Here is a 20,622-nt window from a genome sequence, read left to right as displayed (position 1 = left end):
GGAAGCCAACGCGGACCCCGGGCACCCCGGTTGTTCCGCCTCAGGGAGTCAGGTCGGACTCCCGCACCGTCCTCAACGACCCGTCACCCTGCGCCTGCTCCAGCCGCAGCCGGGCCGAACGCCCGCGCAGGGTGAGGAACATGAGCTGGTTGCCGAACCACGGCCCGCCCTTCTTGCGCCAGCCGACGGGTGACCGGGGGCAGCGGCCGTGCCGACGCAGCCGCCGGCCGAGCGCCCGGGCGACGGCGCTCCAGCCGAAGCGGAAGCCCACCCGGATCGACAGGGGGACCGAGTTGTGCACGGGGGAGCAGGTGAGCTGGAGCACCCGCGCGTCGGGGCCGTCGCCCTCGTGCCAGTACGGCTCGGCCACGTACGCGTGGTGCACGTCCCCGGAGAGCACGAGCACGCTCGCCGGCGCCCCCGTCCCCGTTCCCGTCTCGGCGATCAGCTCCGCCAGCGCGGCGAAGGACTGCGGGAAGGCCGCCCAGTGCTCCAGATCCGCCCCCCGCCGCACCTTCTCCCCGATACGGGCCCAGCGCGCCCCGCGCTCGCCCCGGCACAGCGCCGCGTCCCACTCCTCGGCGTCGTGCACCAGATGCGGCAGCAGCCAGGGCAGCGAGGTGCCGATCAGGAGGTGGTCGTAGGAGCCGGGACCGTCGAGGGTCTGCTCGCGCAGCCAGGTCCACTCGCCCGGGTGGAGCATCGAGCGCCCGTCCTCGTCGAGGACCCGCGCCGCCCTGCTGTCGACCATCAGCAGCCGCACGCGCCCGAAGTCGCGCCGGTAGCTCCACCGCACGGACGCCGGGTCCGCGTCGGCGCGGCAGGCGAAGGCGCGCAGCGCGTCGGTGCCGTCGGAGGCCTCGCGGACGGCGGCGTAGAGCGGGTCGGCGGCCAGCTCGGCCGGGGAGAGGTTCCCGAGATGCTGGTGCACCCAGTACGACATCAGGCCGCTCAGCAGCCGCTCGCGCCACCAGGGGGTGGCCCGCATGTCGGCCAGCCAGGAGGCGGAGGTGTTCCAGTCGTCGATGACGTCATGGTCGTCGAAGACCATGCAGCTGGGCACGGTGGACAGCAGCCAGCGCACCTCGGGGTCGAGCCAGGACTCGTAGTAGAGCCAGGTGTACTCCTCGAAGTCCGCGACCTCGGCGCCCGGCGCGTCGGTGAGGCCGCGCCGGGCGGAGATGCGCTCCTTGGTCGCGTCGGAGACCTCGTCGGCGTACACCTGGTCGCCGAGGAGCAGCAGTACGTCGGGCCGTTCGGCCGCCGGATCGGCGGCGAGGCGCGCGGCCAGGCTGTCGAGGGCGTCGGGACCCACGGGGTCGTGCCCGCCGGCCGGGGGCGCCGCCCAGCGGCAGGAGCCGAACGCCACCCGGACCCCGTCGCCGTCGGCGTCGGCGCCGACCGCGGCGGGGGTGCGGATCTCCGAGGGCGGGAAGCCGGAGTCGGGCAGCGGCCACACGCGGGCGCCGTCGAGGAGCACCTCGTACGCCGTGGCCGTGCCCGCCGTCAGGCCCGTCACCTGGACGAGGGCGTAGTGGTGGCCCGCCACCTGGAAGGTGTGGGCGGTGCCGCCCGCGCCGTCCGCGCAGCGCACCTCGGTGGTGCACGGGCGGCTCGCCTCGACCCATACGGTCGCCGTCGAGCCGTCGGCGTATCTCAGTAGTGGTCCCAGCCGCAGTTCGGCCACGCGATCACCCTCCTCCGTCGCCCCGTACGGTACGGAACGACGGAGGGGAGTGGCGAGATCCCTGCGGTCACGAGTCGATCAGCAGCTCGCGAGGTAGCTGGTGAGCGCGCTCTTCTCGGCGGAGTCGACCGCGAGGTTGTAGTAGTACTTCACCTGCACCCAGGCGCGGACGTAGGTGCAGCGGTACGAGGTGACCGACGGCATCCACTCGGCGGGGTCCTGGTCGCTCTTGGACTGGTTCACGTTGTCCGTGACGGCGATCAGCTGCGGGCGGGTGACGTCGTTGGCGAAGGCCTGGCGCTGGGCGGTGGTCCAGGCGCTGGCCCCGGAGTCCCAGGCCTCGGCGAGCGGCACCATGTGGTCGATGTCGAGGTCGGAGGCGGCGGTCCAGGTGGCGCCGTCGTACGGGGAGTACCAGCTGCCGCTGGTGGCGGTGCAGGCGGAGTTGGTGACGACGTTCGTACCGTCCCGCTTGAGGATGTACTCACGGGTGTTGCACGTGCCGCTGATGGTGATCCAGGTGGGGAACAGGTCGCGGTCGTAGCCGGTGCGGCTCTCGGTCTTCACGGTGAGCGAGGCGAGGTAGGTGCGGGCGGTGGCGGCGCTCACCGGGGTGGGGAGCGCGGCGGAGGCGGTCGGGGAGTTGAGAAGCCCGACCGAGGCTATGAGGCCGGTGAGGGCGGCGACTATGCTCAGCCGTCCACGCGCGTAGAACTTCGACATGCGAACTCCATGGGGGAGGCGGGGTGTTGGAGCGCGAGCGAGGGAATGCTCGCGGCCGCACATTGCGGGGAGATGTGCGTCCGGTTAGAAGCTAGTGACACGTACATGACACGACAAGGTTTATGGCAGAACGATCTCGTACAATGGGGAACGCAGAAGGGGAGTAGCTCTTCGCCGGACCGTCGACATACTGCTCAGCTCGTCTGAGCCGGCGCCCGGAGGCGGACCCGTCACAGGGTCGGCCAGCGAGACCTTCGGCAAGCAGTGCACATCCGTGCCCCACGGCACGGATGACATGTGTGCTGCCGTGCCGAGGTGTCTTCTTTCCTGAACGCTCAGGACTCTCGGCGGGGCGGCCCCCGACCGATTGAGGAACCTTGATCAGCATCACCGTGACGGCGCTCGTCTTCGGCGTCGTCTTCCTGGCGGAACTACCGGACAAGACCGCGCTCGCCGGTCTCGTCCTCGGCACCCGCTACCGCGCCTCCTACGTCTTCGCCGGAGTCGCCGCCGCCTTCACGCTGCATGTCGTGCTGGCCGTCGCGGCGGGCAGTGTGCTGACCCTGCTCCCGCAGCAGCTCGTGCACGCGCTGACCGGTGTGCTGTTCCTGGGCGGCGCGGCGGTGCTGCTGCTGAAGAAGGACGAGGGCGAGGAAGAGGTCCGGCGGCCGGAGAACCAGTCCTTCTGGAAGGTCGCGGGCGCGGGCTTCATGCTGATCCTCGTCGCCGAGTTCGGCGATCTCACCCAGATCATGACGGCGAACCTCGCCGCCCGCTATGACGATCCGCTCTCCGTCGGACTGGGTGCGGTGCTGGCACTGTGGTCGGTGGCCGGACTCGGCATCGTCGGCGGAAAGGCGCTGATGAAGCGGGTGCCGCTGAAGCTGATCACGCAGATCGCGGCACTGCTGATGCTGGCGCTCGGGGTGTGGAGCCTGTGGGAGGCGATCACCGGCTGAGCTGAACGGCGGGTGAACCCTCTGCGGCACTTCGTGGCCGGGGTGGCGGTGGACCCGGAATGTTTTGTACCGTAGGGAAACAAAGTGGCTCCCGTCCGTTTTCCCTGACCGGCGGGCGGGGCCGCCTTGTCTCTTCCCACCTGGAGCTGCTGATGCCGGTCCTGACCGCCCGCGCCCTCCTGCTCGACATGGACGGCACCCTCGTGAACTCCGACGCCGTCGTGGAGCGGGTCTGGCGGCGCTGGGCAGACGCGCACGGGCTCGACGGCGACGAGGTCATGAAGGTCGTCCACGGCCGGCAGGGGTACGCCTCGATGGCCGTACTGCTGCCCAGCCGGCCGGTGCACCTGAACCACGCGGACAACGCGCGGATGCTGGCGGAGGAGACCGCCGACATGGACGGCGTCGTGCCGGTGCCCGGCGCGCCGGAGTTCCTCGCCTCCCTGTCGGGCGTCCCGCACGCGCTGGTCACCTCGGCGGACGTCCCGCTGTCGACGGCCCGGATGGCCGCGGCCGGACTGGCACTCCCGGACGTGCGCGTCACCGCGGAGTCGGTGGGCGCGAGCAAGCCGGACCCCGAGGGCTTTCTGAAGGGCGCGGCCGAGCTGGGGATCGCCCCGGCCGACTGCGTGGTGTTCGAGGACTCCGGGGCGGGCATCGCCGCCGGCCGGGCCGCCGGGATGCGGGTCGTGGGAGTGGGACCGCGAGCGGCCGCGCACGGACCCGACGTGCTGGTCCGCGATCTGCGACAGGTGCGGGTGGAATCGGACGAGCCCGGAGTGCGGATCCACTGCGCGTGAGGCGCGGTGGGGGCTGCGGATCCGCTTGGCGTGGGGCGCGGTGGGGGCGGTGGCTCCGGGGCTCCGGGGTAAGGATCCACTGCGCGTGAGGCGCGGTGGGGGCTGCGGATCCACTTGGCGTGGGGCGCGGTGGGGGCTGCGGATCCACTTGGCGTGGGGCGCGGTGGGGGCGGTGGCTCCGGGGCTCCGGGGTGCGGATCCTCGTTATGTGCGGCGCGCTGGGGCTGGGGTTCCGCGGGGGCTACGGTTCCGTCGTCTCCGATTCCAGGCGGGCGCGGGTCAGTGACCCGTAGACACCCATGCCGTCCTCCGTCGTGCCCCGGGACCACTGGTAGTTGCGCAGGGCGTCCTCGACCTCGGCGGTGAACGTGCCGTCGGCCTCGCCGTTGTAGAGGAACAGCTGGCGCAGCCGCAGCTGGAGTTCGGTCACCTCGGCACCCGTGTCGCCGCGCCGCAGGACGACCGCGTCGGTGGGGTCGTCCTCGTTGTCGGCCCCGTTCCCGGGCGCCAGGGAGCCGGTCGCGCGGGCGGTCGGCGTGGCCTGGCCGGCCTCGGCCGACGGGGACGCCGAGGGCGAGGCGCTCGACTCCGACGGGGAGGGCGACGGACTCTCGCTCTCGGAAGGCGAGGGCGAGGCCTCGGAGGCCGACGGGGACGCGGAGCGACTCGGCGACGCCGATGCCGAGGCGGCGCTGGTCGAGGCGTCCGGCACGGCCGCCCGCACATCCTCGGGAGTGGCCCCGTCCCGCGTGGGTTTCTCGTAGGTGAACAGTCCGGAGGCGAACCCGGCCGCCGCCACCACGGCCACGACGGCCGCGGTCGTCGCGATCAGCAGCGTGCGGCGACGGCGCGGGCGGTGCGGTTCCTCGTCGTCGGGGTGTGCGACGCCGACGACCGCCGCCTCGAACAGGCTCAGATCGGTCGTGCTCGGCTCGGAGGCGGACGACGCCAGGGGAGTGGGCAGCGCCGCCGTCATGTCCGGCGCCGGGCCCGTGGGGTGCACGGTGCGCAGGGGCATCGTCGCGTCGGCCGGAACAGCCGGAACGGCCGAAGCGGCGGGAGCGGCTGGCACGGTCGGCAGCGGCATGGTCACGTCGGCCGCGTCGGCGGAGCCGCTCGCCCCGGCCCCGAAGTTGCCTGCGGCCCCGGCCTCGAAGGTGGCCCCGGGCTCGCTCCCGAAGGTGCCTGCGGCCCCGGCCCCGAACGTGGCCTCGGGCTCGCCCCCGAAGGTGCCTGCGGCCCCGGCCCCGAAGTTGCCCGCGGCCCTGGCCCCGAAGGTGGCCCCGGGCTCGCCCTCGAAGGTGCCTGCGGCCGGGGCCTCGAAGGTGCCTGCGGCCCCGGCCCCGAAGTTGCCTGCGGCCCCGGCCCCGAAGTTGCCTGCGGCCCCGGCCCCGAAGTTGCCTGCGGCCCCGGCCCCGAAGTTGCCCGCGGCCCTGGCCCCGAACGTGGCCCCCGGCTCGTCCCCGAACGTGCCTGCGGGCTCGCCCCCGGCCTCGGTGCCCAGCTCGACGTAGGGCCGTATTCGCAGCGGATCGAAGTCCTCGGCGGCGGCCGCCTCCGTCGTGCGCGTGTCGCGCTGGGCATCGGAGGCGCGCCGGGCGCAGGCGCAGGACGGGGTGTTGTCGAGCGCGCGGAGCACTCCGCACTCCGGGCACGGCAGCCCTTGCTGCCCCGAGCGCCCCTGGTGCCCCGTCGGATCGATCACGTGTTCGTCCCTCCCCATTCAAACTCCAGAGATTATGCAGATCCTCCACACGCCCCGCCGCCCGCGACCCCCGGAATGTCGTATTCCGTCAGGACGCAAGAGGACTCAAGAGGCCATAACGGGTCACACCGATCACGATGGAGAGGGTCACCAGAGCCTCGGGAGGCATCCATGGTCTTGGACGCGCACAGCAGGGCGGCGGATCCGCGCGAGGAACACGTGTCCGGAAACGTTCTCGTCTCCATCGGCGCCCTCCTGCTCGGCATGCTGCTCGCCGCCCTGGACCAGACGATCGTGTCGACCGCCCTCCCCACGATCGTCAGCGAGCTCGGTGGTATGGAGCACCTGTCATGGGTGGTCACCGCGTATCTGCTGGCGTCGACGGCCGCGACCCCGCTGTGGGGCAAACTCGGTGACCAGTACGGGCGCAAGAGGCTGTTCCAGATCGCGATCGTCATCTTCCTGATCGGTTCGGCGCTGTGCGGAATGGCGCAAAACATGCCGCAGCTGATCGCCTTCCGCGGGCTCCAGGGACTGGGCGGCGGCGGCCTGATGGTGCTGTCGATGGCGATCGTCGGCGACCTCGTCCCGCCGCGCGACCGCGGCCGCTACCAGGGTCTGTTCGGCGCGGTGTTCGGCGCCACGAGCGTTCTCGGCCCGCTGCTGGGCGGCCTGTTCACCGAACATCTGAGCTGGCGTTGGGTGTTCTACGTCAACCTGCCGGTCGGCGTCGTCGCCCTCGCCGTCATCGCGGCCGTCCTGCACATCCCGCGCAAGTCGACGAAGCACGTCATCGACTACCTCGGCACCTTCCTCATCGCCGCGGTCGCCACCTGCCTGGTCCTGGTGGCGTCGCTCGGCGGCACCACCTGGGACTGGGCCTCGCCGCAGATCGTCGGCCTGACGGTGCTGGGCGTGCTCCTGATCGTGGCGTTCGTGGCCGCGGAACGGCGGGCGGCCGAACCGGTGCTCCCCCTGAAACTGTTCCGCATCCGCACCTTCACCCTCTCCGCGGTGATCAGCTTCATCGTCGGGTTCGCGATGTTCGGCGCGATGACCTACCTGCCGACGTTCCTCCAGGTGGTGCAGGGCGTCTCGCCGACCCTGTCCGGCGTGCACATGCTGCCGATGGTGGCGGGCCTGCTGCTGGCGTCCACCGCCTCCGGGCAGATCGTCAGCCGCACCGGCCGCTGGAAGGTGTTCCCGGTCGCCGGAACCGGCGTCACCACGCTCGGCCTGCTCCTGCTGCACCGGCTCGACGAGCACAGCTCCACGGGAGCGATGAGCGCCTGCTTCTTCGTGTTCGGTCTCGGCCTCGGCCTGGTCATGCAGGTGCTGGTGCTGATCGTGCAGAACGCCGTCGCGTACGAGGATCTCGGCGTCGCCACCTCCGGCGCGACCTTCTTCCGCTCGATCGGCGCCTCCTTCGGCGTCGCGATCTTCGGCACGATCTTCTCCGGCCGCCTCGGCGACAAGCTCACGGACGCCTTCCGGGGCGGGCAACTCCCGTCCGGGATCTCGGTGGACGGACTCGAGTCCGACCCGCGCGGCATCGCCGAGCTGCCGTCGACTCTGCGGCCGCAGGCCCTGGACGCCTACGCGTCCGCCATCACCGACGTCTTCCTGTACGCCGCCCCCGTCGCCCTCGTCGGCTTCGTCCTGGCCTGGTTCCTCAAGGAGGACCCGCTGCGCGGCTCGGTCACCGCGCCCGACGTGACGGAGACCCTCGCCAGCAACCCGGTGGAACGGTCCTCGTACGACGAGGTGTGCCGTGCGCTGTCCGTCCTCGGCACCCGGGAGGGCCGCCGAGAGATCTACCGGAAGATCACCGCCCGGGCCGGCCAGGACCTCCTTCCGGCATCGAGCTGGCTGCTGCTGCGGATCAAACGCTGCGGCAGCGTCGAACCGGCGATGCTGGCCGACCGCACGACCGTCCCGCTGCCGACGATCATCGAGGCCGTCCGTCAGGTCGAGGGGGGCGGGCTCGCGGTGCGCGAGGGCCTCGACATGGTGCTGACCGACGAGGGCCGCGTGGTCGCCGACCGGCTCGCCGAGGTCCGCGAGGAGTCCCTTGCCGAGCTGCTCGGCGACTGGTGGGGCCCGGACCGGCCCACCGACCTGGTCCAGCTGGTCAGGGAACTGAACAGCGAGCTGTGCGGCTCGGACCGGGAACAGCCGTACGGCGGGCGGGTGGTGCCCGACCACCGGCTCACCTGAGGTCCTGGCCGAGCGACTTGCCGAACCAGTGGTCGGCGTACGGGTCCGCGTTGTGCGGCTCGGTCTCCGCGTAGCCCAGCCGGGCGTACAGGGCACGGGCCTCGACGAGGTCCCCGCGGGTGTCGAGGATCATCCGGGTGGCGCCGAGCGCGCGGGCGGCGTCCTCGGCGCCCCGGACGAGGAGCGCCGCGCCGCCCCGGCCGCGCAGCTCCGCCCGGACGAACACCCGGGTGAGCTCGGCGGTGCCGCCGCCCCGTAGCCGTACGCCCGCGGTGCCGGCCGGCTCACCGCCGTACCGCCCCACGAGCAACCGCCCGTCGGGCGGGGCGAGTTCGGCGCCGGGGTGGGCGGCGATCTCCCGCTCCAGCTCGACCGGGTCGGTCCTGCGCCCTTCGTGCAGCAGGTAGTAGCGGTCGCTGACCTCGGTGTAGTACGCCCGCCAGAGGGCGCGGGCGGCCGGGGCGTCGAAGGCTTCGGCGGTGATGGTCCAGGTCTGCGACGTCGTCATACCGACATTGTCCGAAGGCGACCCGGCGGGCCGGCAACCGAATATGCGCCGGCAACCTCGTCCCGGGATTTTCCCGGGGCCGTTCGGGAGGGGCGGTGCGGAGGCCGTTCGGGAGGGGCGGTGCGGAGGCCGTTTGGGAGGGGCGGTCCGGGCAACCCGACCTGTGAACCGGCCCGTGGGGCCGACACATCGGAAGGCAAGGCATGTCCACAGGAGTGATCATCGCTCTGATCGTGATCGTGGCGGCCATCGTCGTCGTCGCGGCCGTCCTGGCCGTGCGGGCCCGCGGCTCGCACGGCGGACACGGTCTGAAGCGTCGCTTCGGGCCCGAGTACGACCGTGCCGTGGCCCGGCACGACGGGGACGTCAAGGCCGCCGAGCGCGAGCTCGACGCCCTGGTGGAGCGGCACGGCGGGCTGCGCGAGCGCCCGCTGGAGCCCGCGGAGCGCGAGAGGTTCGAGGCCCGCTGGGCGGCCGCGCAGGAGCGGTTCGTCGACTCGCCCCAGCAGGCGGTCACCGAGGCCGACCGTCTGCTCGCCGAAGTGGCCGGCGCCCGGGGTTTCCCGGACGGCGACCAGTACGAGGAGCAGCTCGCCGCACTCTCCGTCCACCACGCGCACCATGTCCACGGCTATCGACGGGTCCACCGTGTCGCACGTGTACGCGCCAACGGCGTCGGCACGCACGACGCGAGCACGACCGGCACGACCGGCACGTCGGGCGCACCCGGCACGGAGGACCTGCGGGCCGCCATGGTCGAGGCCCGTGACCTCTTCGACGACCTGCTCGGCGACGCCCCCCATGACGCCGGCCGCCGTCGGACGCAGGAGAGCGTGAGCCAGGGCGGCTCCAGCTCCGCCCACCACCTGCCGCGGGGCTTCCACCGGCACCAGGCGAAGGAGAGCTGACCGACATGCCCGACCTGACACCGAACACGACACCGAACACGACGCGTGAGACGACGCGGGACACGGGTGTGAACCCGGACGCGATCCCGGGCGTGAACCCGGAGAACCGCCGGCCGGCTGCCGACCGAGCCCGAGCGGAGAAGTCCGGCGACACCGCACGGGCCGCCGAGACCGTAAGGCTCGCGGAAGCCGCGCGCACCGGCGAGGCCGCGCGCACCGGCGAGGCCGCGCGCACCGGCGAGGCGGCACGCACCGGCGAAACCGTACGGCCCGGTGAGGCCGTACGCACCGGCGAGAGCGCGCGCACCGGCGAGGCCGTCCCGCGGGGTGAGGCCGTCCCGCCGGGTGAGGCCGCTCTGCCGGGCGAGACCGTCCTGCCGGGGGAGAGGGGACGGACGTCCGCGGAGCCGCGCGGGACGGCAGCCGTGGCCGAGCCGACACCGTTCGGCTCCGACCTCGGCGCGGGCGGAGCGGCCCGCGGTCGCGCGGCCGGCGCAGGCCGGGACGCGGGCCCGCTCAGCGCCTCCGGCGAAGGGGCGACGCCCCGGCACCGGGACGCGGGCGCGGTGGACACCGTCACGGGCCGCGAACCGACGACGGCCGCCGCCGAGCACGGCAGTCACGCCGGTCACGGCGAGTCTCTCCTGCCGGACGACGAGTGCGACCGGATCGCCTCGCGCATGCGGCACGCGGTCGTCGGGTTCGTCGACGGCCCGCGCGACGCGGTCGCGGAGGCCGACCAGGTGCTGGAGGACCTCGCCGCGCGCTTCACGGACGCCGTGGACCGGCGACGCCGTACCCTGCGCGGGTCCTGGCAGTCGGCGGAGGGCGGCAAGGACCGCTCCGAGACGGCCGCGACGGCCACCGACACCGAACAGCTCCGGCTGGCCCTGCGGGACTACCGCGAACTGACCGAGCGGCTGCTACACCTCTGAGCCCTCGGCCCCTTCGGTCCTCGCGGCCGACCCACCTGCCGTCGCCCGGCGCTCCCGCCACTCCCGTACGACCGCTTCGACGTCGTACGGCTTCATGCCCAGCGGGGGGCCGGGCGGCGGCTTGAACATCATGTCGCGCAGTCTGACGTTGACGTCCGTGATGATCTTCCGGACGAGGCGTTCCGAAGGCGCCGCGTAGGCCGCCGCGAGCGCGTCCTCCGCCTCCTTGCGCAGGGCGAGCGTCGGTGGCAGGACCGAGAGGCCCTCGCGGGCCATCTTGCGCTTGATCCACCAGAGTTCGTCGTACGTGGTGTCCGCACCCGCCGGCAACGGCTTTCCCGCGCCCGGAAGTTGGGCGAACTCGCCGCGCCGCTCCGCCTCACGGATCTGCCTGTCGACCCAGGACTCGAACGGGACACCCGGTGGCTTTCGCTCGGTCATGCGTCCATTGTGCCGGACGCGGTGGGGCCGGGCGATTTATCATGCGGCCGCTGTACAAGCACACTTAGGACCCAGGACGCCGACAGGCATGTCAAAGACACCTCAAGGGGAGCGCACGTGCTCGAACTCACCATGGCCACCGTCTCCGGGACGGAAGAGGGCGCCACGGCCGGCATGCTGATGGCCGACTCGCCCAGCGACCCGGGTGCCGTGCTCCGGGTGGGCCGGGACAAGTCCGTGTGCCGCCTCGCGACCCCTGACGACTGGCTGTTCGTCTCCCGGGTGCACCTGGAGTTCCTGTGCGGCCCCGAGGGCACCTGGCAGGTCTCGTGGCTGCGCGGCTCGCAGGACGAGCCGTCCTCCGAGGTGCGGCTGGTGAGCGGCCAGTACGCGCAGCCGCTCGCCTACGGCGGGACCATGCCGCTGGCGCGCGGCGGCTCCGGCGAGATCATCGTCCTCGATCGCACCGGGCCGCGCAGCGTCAACGTGGGCTTCTATCACGAGGCGTGACAGCTTCCGGGGGAGCGGGGGAGGGCTGGGCGGCTAGGCCAGCACGCGCGCCAGCGCGAAGCCGTCGTAGCCCTTCGCCCCCACCGTCTGGATGGCCGTGCCGCTCAGCCTCGGGTGCGAGCCGATCAGTTCGATCGCGGCGCGGGTGCCGACCACGTCCCCCGCGTCGCTGTCCGCTTCCACGACCCGGCCGCCCCGTACGACGTTGTCGACGACGATCAGACTGCCCACACTCGTGAGCCTCAGCGCCCACTCCAGGTAGTGGGCGTTGTTGACCTTGTCGGCGTCGATGAAGACGAGGTCGAACGGCGGCGGGTTCTCGTCGGCCAGCAGCGGCAGTGACTCCAGGGCCGGCCCGACCCGCACCTCGACCAGCTTGTCGAGGCCCGCGCGGGCGATGTTGCGGGTGGCGACCTCCGCGTGCCGGGGGTCGTACTCCAGCGAGATCAGCCGGCCGTCGGCCGGGAGCGCGCGGGCCAGCCAGATCGTGCTGTAGCCGCCGAGCGTGCCGATCTCCAGGACCGTCCGGGCCCCCTGGATCTCGGCGAGCAGCTGGAGCAGCTTGCCCTGGTTCGCCGTGACGTTGACGTGCGGCAGTTCGGCGGCCTCGCTGTCGCGCAGCGCGGCCGCCGTCACCTCGTCGTCCGGGGCGAGATGGTCGGTGAAGTAGGCGTCGACGGCGTCCCAGGCCTGCGACTCGCTCATGCGCTCTGCCTCTCGTGTACCTGACATATCCGGCGGTATGTCTCGTCCCGAATGCTAAGTCGAGCTCCCCGGATCCCCGGCCGGGGCTTTCAGCCGTTCGGCGCAGGGGGCGCGGCGGGAGGCGCGAAGGACACGGAAGGCGCGGTACGGGGCGTGGGCGGAGTGGGCGAAGCGGGCGGAGTGGGGCGCGCGGAGGGCACGGGCGGCGTCCGGGGCGGCGCGGGCGGCTTCGGCGGCACGGGAGCAGGGGCGTGGGCGGAGGCGGGGGCGGGGGCGTGGGCGGGAGGGGGAGGGGTGCGAGGAGAGGGAGGAGCGGTGACGGGCGGCCGCGCGGGCCGAGGGGGAGTGCGGGGGAGGGACGGCGGCCGTGGGGGCACGGGGGGCGCCGAGGACACACCGGCAGACGCGGACGATGCCGTGAGGCCGGCGACACCCGTCCCCGGTGCCGGCGCCGCCCCTGGCGCTGCCACCGCCTTCGCCCCTGGCGCTGCCTCCGCCCCTGCCGCTCTCGGCGCCGCCGCCGGCCCCGGCAGCTTCCCCGGCCCCCGTACGGCCGAGCCCGGCATCGCGGGTGCCGCCCCTGGCCTCGCGGGCGTCGGCGCCGCCCAGGTTTCGGGGGTGGGGGTCGGCTGGAAGCCCGACGCGTGTCGGGGGCGGGGCAGGGTTGCCCGGCGGGCCCGGCCCCAGCGGATGCCCACCACGACCGCGACCGTGTTCAGGACGGCCAGTCCGCCGACGACCGTCAGCAGCCACACCGGGATCCCGGCCAGCGCGAGCAGCCGGTCCTCGTAGATCACCTGCCGGTACGCGGTGTCCGTCGCCGCCCGGCGCAGCTCGATGTCCCCGGAGATCTCCGAGGGCCGCGGGAACTCCTGGGCGACGGCCGTCAGGAACGGGGCGCCCTCCGCAAGCTCGGCCAGTGGCCCCTTCGCCCTGCCGAGCGGCCCGGCGAACGTCACCCGGGGCCGCTCGCCGCCGATCGGCGAGGCCGGTTCCATGCGGTGGGCGGCGAGGACGTACAGGCCGAGCGACTGCGGGGTGGCCGCCAGCCGGGACAGCCGCATCGGGTAGACGAGGCTGTCGGCGGCGAAGGTGAGGTGCAGCGGCTCGAGCTCGCCGCGCAGCGCGGTCCCCGTGCTCTCGGGGGTCAGCCGGACCGCCACGTACTCCCAGCGCCGGTCGACGTACGGCCGTAGCGCGGTCTCGAGGGGACCCGGGAGGGTGAAGTCGTTGGCGCGCAGCCACTCGTCTAGGTCACCCGGATCGGTGGCGGTGAGCCGGGCCACGTCGAACGGGCCGAGCCGCTCGCGTCCGATCACGCCGACGCCGGGTCCCGCCCCGGGCAGCGGTGGGCCCGCCGTGTCGCCGCCGGTGGTCAGCGGCCAGTCGCCGTCCTGCGGCCAGAAGTGGTGGCGTGTGCGGTGCACGGGTGCCGTGGCCGCGGCCAGTTGGCCGAACAGCTCCGGGTCGCCGAGTCCGACCGTCGCCCGGTGCGGCACGGGCATGATCCAGGCGGCCCGGTCGGCGTCCCCGTCGACCGTCAGCCGCATCACGATCTGTTCCTGCGCGCCGTCCCAGCGCACGACGGAGACCTCCCGGCCGACCACGATCTGCCGCTGGTCCGCCGGGAGCAGCGCGCCGCAGCCGCAGGCGTAGGCCGGTGCGACGAGCGAACCGAGCTGGATCGCCAGCAGAGCGAGCAGCACGGCCGTGATCCGCCCGCGTATCCGTTTCCGCCGCGCCTGCCGTCCCCGCAGGAAACCGACCATGCCTCGTATCCCCTCCAGCACTCTCCGTACCCGCCAGCGCGCATTGTGGTGGCAACGACGGTACGGCTGAAGCCCCCGTTCCGTTCGCGGCCTGATCCAAATCCCGCCCCCCGCCCGCCCCCTGACCGTCCCGTATCCGTCTCGCATGCCAGCGGCGTGGAAACGGCCGGGCCCCGGGACCACTATCGTCTTCCGGACAAAAGGAGAGCGGACGTCAGGTGAAGCGGGGGTGGCCTGCGTCTCTGTCCGGGGGCGGTTCGAGCCTCGTAGGGTTCGGTAGGACACTTCGTGCACGGGACGCGTGGGACGACGCGGCGGGAGGCCGGCGAGGCGTGGCGAATGCGGAGCACAGCGGGCGGCCGGCGGAGGCCTTCGGGTCTACGGCGGCCGACACGGCGAGGACGCGGCTGCGCGTGGCCCGCCTCGGCCTCTGGCTGGTGGCGGCGGTACTCGCCGTGCGCCAGGTGGCCGTCGTCCTCGGCACCCCGCGCGGAGAACGGCTGACGGACCTGGAGACCTGGGTCGGACCGAACGGCGTGCTGCACGTCAACGGCTCGCTCTACGACTCCACGCGCTTCACGGGCACCCCCTTCGGCGGGCTCGTCCTCAAACCCCTCACCCGGGCGGCCGAACAGGCCCTGGGCTGGGGCTGGACCTTCGGCACGCTGCTGCTGGTAGCCGCCCTGGGCCTGGTCGTGGCGCGTGCGCTGCCCCAGCCGGTCAGCAGACGGACGGCGCTGCTGGCCGCGCCCGTCGCGATCAGTCTGCTGATGCTGTCGCTGCCGGTGCGCAACACACTCTGGCTCGGCCAGACCAGCATCATCCCGGTGCTGCTGGTCCTGCTCGGCTGCTTCGTCGTACGGGACTGGCGGGTGGCCGGCGCCCTGATCGGCCTGGCGGCGGCCCTCCAGCCCACGGTCCTGCTCTTCGCCGCGCTGCTGTGGTTCACCGGCCGCCGTCGCGCCGCGGCCGCCACCGGCGCCTCGTTCACCGCGGTCACCGCGCTCGCCTGGGCGGCGATGCCGCACGACTCGTACACCTACTGGGTGCACCACATGGCGGGCGTCGGTCTCGGCGGCGAGGCCGACGCGCTCGCCAACCAGTCCCTGCACGGCGCCCTGCTCCGCCTCGGCTTCTCCGGCCCGCTGGAAATCGGCCTGTTCCTGTCGCTCGGCGCGGCCGTCGCCGCCCTGGGCGTCCGCCGGTCGGTCCGCTACGCCCGCGACGGTCAGCTGCTGCTGGCGGTCGCCCTCACGGGCTGCGCGGCGATCGTCGTCTCGCCCACGACCTGGCAGCACCAGCTGCTGTGGGTCCTCCTGGCCGTGGTGGGGCAGGTCGGCAAGCGCGCCTCCGACCGCTATGTGTGGCCGGTGGCGGTGATCCTGGTGATGACCCTCCCGGCGAAGATGATGCTGCCGAACATGGCGGCCCTGTACCCCCTGCGCGACAACGCGGTGCTGCTCGCGGCGGTCGCGGCGGCCACGGTCGTCCCGTTCCTGGCGCGTACGTCCCCGTACTACCGCACGCCCATTCCGACGGAGTACGCGCGGCCGGTCCCCACGCGCTGGAAGCACGTACCGCTGCTTCCCTTCCCGAAGCGGGTGCTGACCCGCCCGAACCTCCTTCTCGAGCTGCTGCTGATCCGCGTGACGTACGCGGCGTACCAGCAGGTCCGGCTGGGGGCGACCGGCGGCACGAACACCGGCGGACGGGCCCGCGCGGAGGACCACGGCCGGCAGATCCTCGACATCGAGCGGTTCCTGCACATCGACATCGAGCACTGGGCCAACCAAGCGGTGGTGAAGGTCGGTTGGCTGCGGGACTTCTTCGACTTCTACTACGAGTCCTTCCACTTCGTGGTGCCGCTGTCGGTCCTCGCCCTCCTGTACTGGCGCCGCCCGGTCGACTACCGCTGGGCCCGCTCCTCGCTGGGCTTCGCGACCCTGCTGGCCCTGGTCGGCTTCTGGCTCTACCCGCTGGCCCCGCCCCGCCTGATGCCGAACCTGGGCGTCATCGACACGGTCCACGGCGTCCAGGACTTCTCCGAGCCGGACTACGGGACGCTGACCGCGCTGACGAACCAGTACGCGGCGATGCCGTCCCTGCACTTCGGCTGGTCCCTGTGGTGCGGGCTGGTCATCGCGATCGTCGCCCCGAAGTGGTGGATGAAGGCGCTGGGCCTGCTGCACCCGTTCTTCACGGTGTCGGCGATCGTGGCGACCGGCAACCACTGGGTGCTGGACGCGGCCGGCGGCGCGCTCGTGGTGGGCGGCGGCTTCGGCCTGTCGTACCTGCTCATGGGCCCGCGGGCGCGGTTCGCCACGGCGACGGCGGTGACGAGGGCCGCCGAGCCCGCGGTGCCTGAGAGGGACCCGGCACCGAGATGATCACTCTTCGGGCCCAGGCTTGACCGGCGCAGTGGGACAATCAGCGGGTGGACACGGGGGGATCATGACGGATCGCGACTGGAACGACGACAGCGGTTACCGCGACGCGGTCCAGCAGGCCGAACGCGCGGAACGCGCCGGGTGGATGGCGATCGTCGGCGCGACTGGCCTGATCGGCCTCGTGCTGATCGTCCTGGCCGTCGTCTGCGTGCTCGCGGTCATCGCGGGCCTCTACGTGGTGATGGCCGTTAACGGCTAGAGGCTGTCGTTCCCTTTCCTCTTTCTTTCATCCTCCTTTCATTTCACGCTCTGCGCGGACGTCGATCCGTCGAGGGCGTATTTCCCAAGAGGCAGTTGACCGGCTTTAGTGCGTCAAGTGGGCATTGCGTACAGCGATAGTTCCTTGACGCTGAGTGAGAGAGGGGTTTGAATTCGCTTACTTTTTCGAGATCTTCTGACTCTGGGGGGCGGAGTTCAGTGCTTTCGGCACGGGGTGGTTCAGGCGCGTTCGGACGTCGTAGACGCGGCAGACGCAGGGGGACGGGAGCGACGACGGCCGCGTTGGCCGTGTTGCTGGGAATGCTGGCGTTGCCCGCGCAGGAGGCTGTGGCAGCTTCTCCGGAGGCGGATTCCGCGCCCCTGACGGAGGGGCAGCAGGCGCTGGCAAAGGCCGAGGAGTCCGGCCAGCGGGTGGAGGTGACGGGGGAGCGTACGGACCGGACCACGGTCTACGCCAACCCCGACGGGTTCACGTTCACGCTGGAGCAGTCGGTGGTTCCTGTGCGCGTGGCCAGGGCGGGCGGTGGCTGGCAGGTGCCGGACGCGACTCTGGAGAGACGTTCCGATGGTTCGGTGGGGCCGAAGGCCGCCGCTGTGTCGATCGCGTTCTCCGCGGGGGGCGAAAAGGCGCCGCTGGCGCGGATCGAGGACCAGGGCAACTCGCTGGAACTGGAGTGGCCGGGCAGGCTTCCGGCCCCGCGGTTGGATGGTCCGAGCGCCGTGTACGCGGATGTGCTGCCGGGTGTCGACCTGCAGGTGACGGCCACACCGGAGAGTTTCCAGCCGGTGTTCGTGGTGAAGACGCCCGAGGCGGCGGCGAACGAGGAGTTGAAGAAGCTCACCTTCGGGCTGAGGGCTCAGGGGCTGGACGTTCGCGAGGGTGCGGCGGGCAATCTCGTGGCCGTCGACGGCAGTGGACGCACGGTGTTCAAGGCCCCGCCGGCGCGGATGTGGGACTCGGCCGGCGAGACTGCCGCGACGTCAGAGACGCCAGAGACGCCAGAGGCGGCCGAGACACCAGAGACGCCAGAGACGTCGAAGGCGGCCGTGACGCCGGAGGCTTCAGAGACCGCCGTGGCTGCAGAGACCGCCGGGGCGTCAGAGACCGCCGGGGCTCAGCCTCAGTCGGTGCGGGCGCAGGCGCTCGCCGAGGAGTCGGTGGAGCCCGCCGACCCTGCTGAGGTGGCGCCGTCCGGTTCGGGTCTGGAGCCTGGCCAGGGCGACAAGGTCGCCAGGATGGACGTGGCCGTCACCAAGGACTCCCTGTCGGTCGTGCCGGACGCGGCGATGCTCACGAAGACCGACGCCTCGGCGTTCCCGCTCTTCATCGACCCGACGGTGACCTGGGGTGAGTCGGAGCGGACGTTGTTGCGCAGTGACGGCTACGAGTCGTACGGCTGGGGCAACGGCGATGACGACCAGGGCAAGGGTGCCGGGAAGTGCGGTACCTGGAACGGCTATTACTGCGGCCCTGGGTATGTGCAGAAGCTGTACTTCGAGTTCTCGCCGGCGAGCCTGAAGGGCAAGAAGGTTTTGGACGCGACGTTCCGGGTGACCGAGCCCTGGGCGTTCCAGTGCGACCCGCGCTGGGTGGACCTCGTCCGTACGAACAACATCTCGTCCGCGACCACGTGGTCCTCGCGGCCGGCGGAGCTGGACCTGATGGTGGACCGGAACGTCTCGGCCGGGCGTGGCTCGCTGTGCGACCCGGACTCTCCGGACGCGCCGATCGAGTTCAACGACAACGCGGAGGAGACGAACGAGAACCTCACCTCGACGATGGCGAACTTCGCGGCGGGCAAGTTCTCCCGGCTGACGCTGGAGATCAAGGCGCACGACGAGTCGGACACCGCCGCGTGGAAGCGGTTCAAGAACGACGCCGTGCTCGCCGTGAACTTCGTCGGCCTGCCCGACAAGCCGAGCGCCGTCGGCATCGTCACCGGTTCCGGCACGGTCTGCGAGACCGCCGAGAGCGACCCGGCGGTCGTCTCCGACCCCACCCCGGCGCTGGCCGCGACCGCGCAGACCAAGGCCGGTGGCGAGAAGGACGCCCAGCTGCGGATCGCCTACGACCTCGACAGCAAGAGCGGCAGCACCTGGGTGGACACCACGCCGGGCAACGGCGACGTCCGTCCGTCGACGGGCTACGTCGGCGACAACACCAAGGTGACGCTGACCTGGTCCACCCTCACGGACGGCACGCTCTACCGGTACCGGGCCTGGGTGCGGTCGTACTACAACGGCGGTGCCAGCAATCTGGCCGGCCCGTCGAACGCCACCACCACCGGCTGGTGCTACTTCAAGGTGGACTCCAGCGCGCCCAAGGCGCCCGGCATCACCGTCGGCAGCCCCTACACGGCGTGCACGGCCAACGACTGCACCGCTCACGGCGGGCCCGCGGTGAAGGGCACGTTCAAGTTCGCGGCCGCCACCGGCGACACCAACGTCGCCTACCAGTACAAGCTCTCCTCGACGGCCGCGTGGTCGCCGGACCAGAAGGGAGCTTCGGTGTCGGTCGGCATCACCCCCTCGAAGGCGGGCACGTACCGCCTGTACGTGCGGGCCAAGGACAACGTCGGCCGCTACGGTGCGCAGTCCGTCGTCGACTTCGTGGTCGCCGACGGTGAGAAGCCGGTCGGCCAGTGGCAGTTCGCCGAGGCCGACGGAGCGGCGGTGGACTCCGCGACCTGGGACGGCGCGGACAACGCGACCCTCAGCGGCGGTGCGGTCCGCGACGACCGTGGCCGTCGCGGGCTGATCACGCGTGACGCCGCCGGCGTGCCGCTGGCGACGCCGGTGACGGACAAGGGACTGGCCCTCGACGGCAGCACCGGTTATGCGGTCACGGCCGGCACGGTGCTGGACACGGCGGGGTCGTACACGGTCGCCGCCTGGGTACGGGTCGACCCGGCCTCCACGAAGACCGTCACGGTCCTCAGCCAGTCCACGGCGACGACGAGCCCGTTCACCGCGAAGTACAGCCCGTTCATCATCTCCTACGGCGGCCGGTGGAGCATGCGCGTGCTGGGCACGGACGGCGCCTTCCACGAGGCGGCGGCGCCGAACACGTCGCCCAAGGGAGTGTGGACGTATGTGGCCGGTGTCCATGACGCCGTCGCCAAGAAGGTCCACCTCTATGTGAACGGCAAGCTGCAGGCCTCGGTCGACGCGGGGCCCGCCTGGCACGCGGACGGCGCGTTCCAGATCGGCCGCCTGCTGTACGCGGACAACTACGTGGACTACTTCAAGGGCAGCATCGACGAGCCCACGGCGTGGCAGCGGGCCCTGTCCGCGGAGGAGATCGAGGACGACGCGCGGACGCTGACGTCGCAGGGGTACGCCGGGGTGGAACTGGTGGCCGACTGGTCGGCCGACCGGGGTGTCGACACCACGATCGCCGACACGACCTCGGGTTACGGCCGGTCGCTGACCCTCGGCGGCGGGGCCTCGCTGAACGGTGAGTCGATCGTCCTGGACGGGGTGGACGACGCGGCCACCACGGCCGGTCCTGTGGTGGACGACACGGGGTCGTTCACGGTCACGACGCTGGCGTCCCTGGACGCCACCGCGCTGGTCGGCAAGAGCGTCGGCTACACCGGCCAGGTGGTGGGACAGCGGACGGCCGACGGGTCGGCCTGGGGCTTCTGGTACGAACTGACGGACAAGCAGACCGTGCTGGACGAGGAGACCCTGGAGGAGAAGACCGTTCCGGTGGGCTTCTGGCGCTTCGGCCGGCTCAACGCCAACGGCACGTTCAGCGCGGTCGCGTCCGACGAGGCCGCCATGGTGGACGGCATGGTCAGGATGACCGGTGTCTTCAACGCCCAGGACGGCACGATCGGTCTCTACCTGGGGGCCGTCCAGAACGGCGACGACGAGGCGTTCACGGCCAAGATCGGCTCGGGTGACTTCGCGGTCGGCAAGGACTTCGCCGGCAACGCATGGGGGCACTACCTGCCCGGCCGTGTCGCGGACGTTCGGCTGTGGGCGGGCGCGGTGGCCGGATCCGAGCAGATCGAAGAGACCGTAGGCGACTGACGAGGAGGGGGCAGGGGCAGCTCGCTCGGCGGGCTGCCCCTGCCCCGACCA

At 72.2% G+C, this 20,622-nt stretch carries 16 protein-coding genes; 9 read left to right on the top strand and 7 right to left on the bottom strand.

Annotation, left to right across the window (positions count from 1 at the left end):
• Nucleotides 1–40 precede the first annotated feature (40 nt).
• A complete protein-coding gene (locus ACFWBD_RS02560; protein ID WP_385661579.1) occupies nt 41–1,687 on the bottom strand; it encodes an alkaline phosphatase D family protein in 1,647 nt (548 codons plus the stop codon).
• A gap of 78 nt (nt 1,688–1,765) precedes the next feature.
• Nucleotides 1,766–2,410, bottom strand: a complete 645-nt coding sequence (locus ACFWBD_RS02555; RefSeq protein ID WP_355708353.1) for an HNH endonuclease family protein — start codon at nt 2,408–2,410, stop codon at nt 1,766–1,768.
• Between the two features lie 377 nt (nt 2,411–2,787).
• Between ACFWBD_RS02555 and ACFWBD_RS02550 the strand changes: the two genes are divergently transcribed.
• Both ACFWBD_RS02550 and ACFWBD_RS02545 read left to right on the top strand, forming a co-directional pair.
• A complete protein-coding gene (locus ACFWBD_RS02550) occupies nt 2,788–3,369 on the top strand; it encodes a TMEM165/GDT1 family protein (protein ID WP_385661576.1) in 582 nt (193 codons plus the stop codon).
• 152 nt (nt 3,370–3,521) lie between these two features.
• Entirely contained in the window at nt 3,522–4,169 is a 648-nt protein-coding gene (locus ACFWBD_RS02545) for an HAD-IA family hydrolase (RefSeq protein ID WP_385661575.1), read from the top strand.
• 241 nt (nt 4,170–4,410) lie between these two features.
• Here the strand turns inward: ACFWBD_RS02545 and ACFWBD_RS02540 are convergent, their stop codons facing one another.
• Nucleotides 4,411–5,874 (bottom strand): peptidoglycan-binding protein, encoded by a 1,464-nt coding sequence (locus ACFWBD_RS02540; protein WP_385661572.1) that lies wholly within the window; start codon nt 5,872–5,874, stop codon nt 4,411–4,413.
• A 171-nt stretch (nt 5,875–6,045) separates the two neighbouring features.
• Between ACFWBD_RS02540 and ACFWBD_RS02535 the strand changes: the two genes are divergently transcribed.
• On the top strand, nt 6,046–8,091 hold the full coding sequence (locus ACFWBD_RS02535; RefSeq protein ID WP_385661570.1) for a DHA2 family efflux MFS transporter permease subunit: 2,046 nt from the start codon (nt 6,046–6,048) through the stop codon (nt 8,089–8,091).
• Here ACFWBD_RS02535 and ACFWBD_RS02530 read toward each other — a convergent pair.
• Nucleotides 8,084–8,599 (bottom strand): GNAT family N-acetyltransferase, encoded by a 516-nt coding sequence (locus ACFWBD_RS02530; protein WP_385661567.1) that lies wholly within the window; start codon nt 8,597–8,599, stop codon nt 8,084–8,086. The two genes, ACFWBD_RS02535 and ACFWBD_RS02530, sit on opposite strands and share 8 nt — an antisense overlap.
• Before the next feature lie 203 nt (nt 8,600–8,802).
• Between ACFWBD_RS02530 and ACFWBD_RS02525 the strand changes: the two genes are divergently transcribed.
• Together ACFWBD_RS02525 and ACFWBD_RS02520 are read left to right on the top strand one after the other, a co-directional pair.
• Nucleotides 8,803–9,507: a hypothetical protein gene (locus ACFWBD_RS02525; RefSeq protein WP_385661564.1), complete on the top strand. Its 705-nt coding sequence runs from the start codon at nt 8,803–8,805 to the stop codon at nt 9,505–9,507.
• A gap of 5 nt (nt 9,508–9,512) precedes the next feature.
• Entirely contained in the window at nt 9,513–10,442 is a 930-nt protein-coding gene (locus tag ACFWBD_RS02520; RefSeq protein ID WP_385661562.1) for a hypothetical protein, read from the top strand.
• Here ACFWBD_RS02520 and ACFWBD_RS02515 read toward each other — a convergent pair.
• Nucleotides 10,431–10,883 (bottom strand): DUF1992 domain-containing protein, encoded by a 453-nt coding sequence (locus tag ACFWBD_RS02515; RefSeq protein WP_385661559.1) that lies wholly within the window; start codon nt 10,881–10,883, stop codon nt 10,431–10,433. The two genes, ACFWBD_RS02520 and ACFWBD_RS02515, sit on opposite strands and share 12 nt — an antisense overlap.
• Before the next feature lie 117 nt (nt 10,884–11,000).
• Here ACFWBD_RS02515 and ACFWBD_RS02510 point away from each other — a divergent pair, with 117 nt between their 5' ends.
• Complete coding sequence (locus tag ACFWBD_RS02510; protein ID WP_020126876.1) at nt 11,001–11,393, top strand: hypothetical protein; 393 nt, start codon at nt 11,001–11,003, stop codon at nt 11,391–11,393.
• Nucleotides 11,394–11,426: 33 nt separating this feature from the next.
• Here ACFWBD_RS02510 and ACFWBD_RS02505 read toward each other — a convergent pair whose 3' ends face one another.
• Both ACFWBD_RS02505 and ACFWBD_RS02500 read right to left on the bottom strand, forming a co-directional pair.
• Nucleotides 11,427–12,098 (bottom strand): O-methyltransferase, encoded by a 672-nt coding sequence (locus ACFWBD_RS02505; protein ID WP_385661557.1) that lies wholly within the window; start codon nt 12,096–12,098, stop codon nt 11,427–11,429.
• A gap of 89 nt (nt 12,099–12,187) precedes the next feature.
• Complete coding sequence (locus tag ACFWBD_RS02500; RefSeq protein ID WP_385661554.1) at nt 12,188–13,867, bottom strand: DUF2330 domain-containing protein; 1,680 nt, start codon at nt 13,865–13,867, stop codon at nt 12,188–12,190.
• 332 nt (nt 13,868–14,199) lie between these two features.
• Between ACFWBD_RS02500 and ACFWBD_RS02495 the strand changes: the two genes are divergently transcribed.
• The 3 genes from ACFWBD_RS02495 to ACFWBD_RS02485 all read left to right on the top strand — a co-directional run bounded on the left by ACFWBD_RS02495 (nt 14,200) and on the right by ACFWBD_RS02485 (nt 20,571).
• Nucleotides 14,200–16,254, top strand: a complete 2,055-nt coding sequence (locus ACFWBD_RS02495; protein ID WP_385661551.1) for a bifunctional glycosyltransferase 87/phosphatase PAP2 family protein — start codon at nt 14,200–14,202, stop codon at nt 16,252–16,254.
• Nucleotides 16,255–16,318: 64 nt separating this feature from the next.
• Nucleotides 16,319–16,513 (top strand): hypothetical protein, encoded by a 195-nt coding sequence (locus ACFWBD_RS02490; protein WP_385661549.1) that lies wholly within the window; start codon nt 16,319–16,321, stop codon nt 16,511–16,513.
• 320 nt (nt 16,514–16,833) lie between these two features.
• Nucleotides 16,834–20,571, top strand: coding sequence for a LamG-like jellyroll fold domain-containing protein (locus ACFWBD_RS02485; RefSeq protein ID WP_385662247.1), 3,738 nt, complete (start codon nt 16,834–16,836; stop codon nt 20,569–20,571).
• The last annotated feature ends 51 nt before the right edge of the window (nt 20,572–20,622 follow it).

The sequence above is a fragment of the Streptomyces sp. NPDC060002 genome, from assembly GCF_042737245.1.
In the GTDB taxonomy this organism is placed as follows: domain Bacteria; phylum Actinomycetota; class Actinomycetes; order Streptomycetales; family Streptomycetaceae; genus Streptomyces.
The sequence above is the reverse complement of the archived record's forward strand: the minus strand, read 5'-3'. Positions and strand labels throughout refer to the sequence as shown.

What these genes read in the sequence shown, in the direction of transcription:
- ACFWBD_RS02545 (WP_385661575.1), top strand. Translation starts at nt 3,522, where the DNA reads ATGCCGGTCCTGACCGCCCGCGCCCTCCTGCTCGACATGGACGGCACC.
- ACFWBD_RS02520 (WP_385661562.1), top strand. Translation starts at nt 9,513, where the DNA reads ATGCCCGACCTGACACCGAACACGACACCGAACACGACGCGTGAGACG.
- ACFWBD_RS02485 (WP_385662247.1), top strand. Translation starts at nt 16,834, where the DNA reads ATGCTGGCGTTGCCCGCGCAGGAGGCTGTGGCAGCTTCTCCGGAGGCG.
- ACFWBD_RS02535 (WP_385661570.1), top strand. Translation starts at nt 6,046, where the DNA reads ATGGTCTTGGACGCGCACAGCAGGGCGGCGGATCCGCGCGAGGAACAC.
- ACFWBD_RS02525 (WP_385661564.1), top strand. Translation starts at nt 8,803, where the DNA reads ATGTCCACAGGAGTGATCATCGCTCTGATCGTGATCGTGGCGGCCATC.
- ACFWBD_RS02555 (WP_355708353.1), bottom strand. Translation starts at nt 2,410, where the DNA reads ATGTCGAAGTTCTACGCGCGTGGACGGCTGAGCATAGTCGCCGCCCTC.
- ACFWBD_RS02515 (WP_385661559.1), bottom strand. Translation starts at nt 10,883, where the DNA reads ATGACCGAGCGAAAGCCACCGGGTGTCCCGTTCGAGTCCTGGGTCGAC.
- ACFWBD_RS02500 (WP_385661554.1), bottom strand. Translation starts at nt 13,867, where the DNA reads ATGGTCGGTTTCCTGCGGGGACGGCAGGCGCGGCGGAAACGGATACGC.
- ACFWBD_RS02505 (WP_385661557.1), bottom strand. Translation starts at nt 12,098, where the DNA reads ATGAGCGAGTCGCAGGCCTGGGACGCCGTCGACGCCTACTTCACCGAC.
- ACFWBD_RS02490 (WP_385661549.1), top strand. Translation starts at nt 16,319, where the DNA reads ATGACGGATCGCGACTGGAACGACGACAGCGGTTACCGCGACGCGGTC.
- ACFWBD_RS02530 (WP_385661567.1), bottom strand. Translation starts at nt 8,599, where the DNA reads ATGACGACGTCGCAGACCTGGACCATCACCGCCGAAGCCTTCGACGCC.